We start from the raw sequence: 3,667 nt of genomic DNA on the forward strand, positions 1-3,667 counted from the left end.
CCGCCGCCACCAGTCGTGTCCCCTATATTGTGGGCAAGCCTAATCCCATGATGTTCCGGTCGGCGATGAACCAGATCGACGCCCACTCGGAAACCACCGCCATGATCGGCGACCGGATGGACACCGACATCATCGCGGGGATGGAGGCCGGACTGCACACCGTCCTGGTGCTGACCGGGATCACCCAGCGCGCCGACATCGACGCCTACCCGTTCCGTCCCGCCCAGATCCTGGAGTCGGTGGCCGACCTGATCGACCAGGTGTAGGCAGTGGCGGGAATCCTGAACCTGCGCGACATCGCTCAACTCACCGCCTCCGATCCGAGGGCGCCCGCGCCGGGCCGGGTGTTCCGTTCCAGCCAGCCCTTTGACTGGGACCTCGTCGCGACGATGGAGTTCCTTGCCGGCCGGGGCATCGAGACAATCGTCGACCTGCGCAGCGAACGTGAGGCGGGGATGGTGCCCTGGCTGGTCGCCGCCGACGCCGGGATCGACGTCGTCGCCGCACCGCTCGACCCCTCCGAGGCCAACCCCGCATCGACCATGGGCTTGTTGACCGCCGAGGACCTGGGGAATTACTACGTCGGTTGGCTGCATAGCCGCCCGGGAGCGGTGGTCAGCGCCCTCGAACCGATCGTGGCGGGCCGCACCACGCTGGTGCACTGTGCGGCAGGTAAGGACCGGACGGGCGTGATCACCGCCGTCGTCCTCCTGGTCGCCGGGGTGTCCGACGAGTTGATCATCCAGGACTACGCCCACACCACGGGCGCCCTGCCCGAAATCCTGCCAGCACTGGCGAAGCTCTGGCTGGGGAACGCCCCATCCGGTTCGCAACGGATGTCGTTCGACAACCCGCCGGTAATCCTCACCTCCCCGGCTGCAGCCATGGCCACGTTCATCGACGGGCTGCGCCGCGAATACGGGACCGTTGACGCTTTCCTGACGGGAGCTGGCATGGACCGCCACGATCTGACGCGACTGCGGAAGACACTCAACGGTCAGTAGACGGTTCGCAGCGACCCGCCACGTGGGAGCGGCAGGAACTCCTCCTGCAGCGCCACCACAATGCCCTGATAGATCAAGGGGTTCCACTGCGGGCTCGCGTGGGCTGGGAGCGCACCCTCGGTGACGTAGTCAGCAGACACCAGGTTGTCCGGGAACGCTTCAGCCCATCCCGGCCGGGTCGTCGTGTAGTTCACGGTGTTGTCATTGGGGTTGCCGATGAAGGCAATCTGGGTATCCCCCAGGGTGCCCTGGAACCGGGTGACGTTGTAGTGGTAGATGTACGACGACTGTGACTGGATCAGCAAACTCGACGGCGCCAGCGGAGACAGTTGCTCGAGGGTCTGGTTCATGACCTGCTGCCAGCTGCGTTCGTTCTTGTTGACGATCCGCTCTCCCAGCTCGTATCCGCCCCTCAATACGGTAGGCACCCGGTATCCGGCGTCGTAGAGGCGCACCACACCCTCGAACACCGCCTGGTCCAGCACATCGGTGCGGGAATGCGGACTGGAGTCGAGGATGATCAGCTTCACGTTGATCCCCAACTCACGCAGCTGCGACGCCACCTCGATGGCTACCATCCCACCAAAACTGTGCCCATAGAAGTAGAGGGTTTCGACCTGGAAGATCCGTACATAGCGGTTCAGTGCGGCAACAATGTTGGTGATATTCAGCCCACGGTTCGAGTACCCCATGACTGAAATCTGTCCGCGCTGCGCGAGGGCCGGTCGAAGGGAGTTGGCGATCCAGCCGCCCTCTTCCCAACTCGTTTTGTACCCGGGGAAGATGATCCATCGGGTTCGGGGGAACCGCCGCGCCGCCTCCTCATCCTCAACCGGGAGGAGCTGCAGCTCCTCCCGTTCCTCCTGGATCCTCCTTGTCAGGAACAGGTCGGCGGCGAGGGTGAGGCCGAACCCGGAGCCGACCAGGAAAGAGCGGCGGGNCGGGACATGCCCTTGATCCCGTGCGCGTAGCGAAGCAGCCGTTCGGCGTCCTCAGTCATAGGTAGTCGGGGGTGTTACCCCAGACCGAGCTCGTCTTTGCCGAAAGCGTAGAGGTACGGCACCCCTGCCTCAGACTCGATGCGTTCCTTCGACCCGGTGTCGCGGTCGACGATCACCGCCACTGCCTGCACCTTGCCACCAGCCCGCCGGACACCCTCGACAGCGGTCAACGCTGACCCACCGGTGGTGGAGGTGTCTTCGAGCACGACGACGGACCGGCCAGTAATGTCCGGGCCCTCCACCTGGCGGGCCATGCCGTGAGTCTTCTGGGTTTTGCGCACCACGAACGCGTCAATGCCACGGTTGTCGCGGGCCGCGGCGTGCATCACGGCGGTGGCCACCGGGTCAGCTCCCATGGTCAGGCCGCCGGCGCTCTCGAAGGCGATTCCGGCGTCGTCGAGCAACTCCAGCATGACCTGCCCCACCAGTTGGGATGCTTCGTGGTGCAGGGTGATCCGGCGAAGGTCAATGTAATAGTCGGCTTCCTTGCCGCTGGACAGCGTCACTTTCTCGTGCACGATGGCCAGTTCCTGGATCAGTTCACGCAGGCGGACGCGGGCGGTGCTATCGGCGGTCATGGTTGCAATCCTAATGTCTTTCGGTACCGGAGATGCCAGGTCCCAGTCAGTGTGACCGGACGCCAAGTGCCTTTCCCCTGGCATGCCTAAACCTGTCAGGGGGCGCTCAGGCTCGCGGTTTCGATTGATTCCGGCGACAGGACGTGGGAAATGGCCATCACCGAGGCACCCCGGACACCAGCATTCTGCCCGGCAACCGATGGCACAATCCGCAGGTGCTCAGTGGCCAAAGGCAGGGAACGCCGGTAGACCACTTCGCGGATCCCGGCCAGCAGGTGCTCGCCCGCCTGCGCCAGGCTCCCACCGATCACGACCACCGATGGGTTGATGAGGTTCACGCAGGTGGCCAGCACATCGCCGATGTCGCGGCCCGCCTGGCGGATCACCTGGATGGCGTCGCGGTCGCCCGAACGCACCAGGTCGATCACCCCTTGACTGGAAGTCAGTTCACCCCCGGTAAGTGCGTTCAATGCTGCCGCGAGCGCGGGCCCGCCGGCCAGGGCTTCGAGGCACCCCGTGTTTCCGCAGCGGCACGGAATCTCACCACCGCGTGGGACCCGGACGTGGCCGAGGTCCCCGGCCGTGCCCTGCGCACCGCGCTGCAGCATTGATCCTGAAATGATCCCGGCGCCGATACCGGTGGCCACCTTGATGAACATCAGATCGGTGGTGTCCGGCCAGTTACCGCTCAGCTCGCCGAGGGCCATGATGTTGACGTCGTTGTCGACGAGCACCGGCACGTTGAAGCTGCGTTGCACCAGCCCCGGCACGTCGAACCGGTCCCAGCCCGGCATGATCGGCGGGTTGATAGGCCTGCCCGTCTCGTGCTCCACCGGCCCGGGCAACCCAATGCCGATCGCTGCCAGTTCGGAGCTGGACCGCTTTGCCTCCCGCAGCAGGGTACCGATCGCTGCCACCAACCAGCCCAGCACCGTCTCTGGCCCGTCGGAGATGGTCATGGACTGGCGTGCGCTGGCTAGTTCTGTTCCGGAGAGGTCCGTCAGGATTACCAGGGCGTGGGTGGCGCCCAGATCGGCGCCGATCACCACCCGTGCCCCGGGGTTGAGGGCGAACAACGACGGCG

General features: G+C 65.2%; 5 protein-coding genes. 2 read left to right on the forward strand and 3 right to left on the reverse strand.

What is annotated here, in order from left to right; all coding sequences use genetic code 11:
• A partial coding sequence (locus tag K728_RS23110; protein WP_443110931.1) for an HAD-IA family hydrolase occupies positions 1-266 on the forward strand: 266 nt, incomplete at its 5' end.
• A 3-nt stretch (positions 267-269) separates the two neighbouring features.
• Entirely contained in the window at positions 270-1,004 is a 735-nt protein-coding gene (locus K728_RS0106435; protein WP_019483294.1) for a tyrosine-protein phosphatase, read from the forward strand.
• On the opposite strand, the gene K728_RS18625 is transcribed toward K728_RS0106435, so the two are convergent.
• From K728_RS18625 to K728_RS0106450, 3 genes are all read right to left on the reverse strand, one after another.
• Entirely contained in the window at positions 998-1,696 is a 699-nt protein-coding gene (locus tag K728_RS18625) for an alpha/beta fold hydrolase (protein WP_237742101.1), read from the reverse strand. The genes K728_RS0106435 and K728_RS18625 overlap by 7 nt on opposite strands.
• Before the next feature lie 323 nt (positions 1,697-2,019).
• Positions 2,020-2,583 (reverse strand): orotate phosphoribosyltransferase, encoded by a 564-nt coding sequence (gene pyrE / locus K728_RS0106445; protein WP_019483296.1) that lies wholly within the window; start codon positions 2,581-2,583, stop codon positions 2,020-2,022.
• Positions 2,584-2,678: 95 nt separating this feature from the next.
• Positions 2,679-3,667, reverse strand: a 989-nt coding sequence (locus tag K728_RS0106450) for an ROK family protein (protein ID WP_443110932.1), incomplete at its 5' end; no start/stop codon positions are given.

The organism is Arthrobacter sp. CAL618, from assembly GCF_000468215.1.
In the GTDB taxonomy this organism is placed as follows: Bacteria; Actinomycetota; Actinomycetes; order Actinomycetales; family Micrococcaceae; genus Arthrobacter_D.

Coding starts and splice junctions, on each gene's coding strand:
- K728_RS18625 (WP_237742101.1), bottom strand. CDS start 1,696: ATGGGGTACTCGAACCGTGGGCTGAATATCACCAACATTGTTGCCGCA.
- pyrE (WP_019483296.1), bottom strand. CDS start 2,583: ATGACCGCCGATAGCACCGCCCGCGTCCGCCTGCGTGAACTGATCCAG.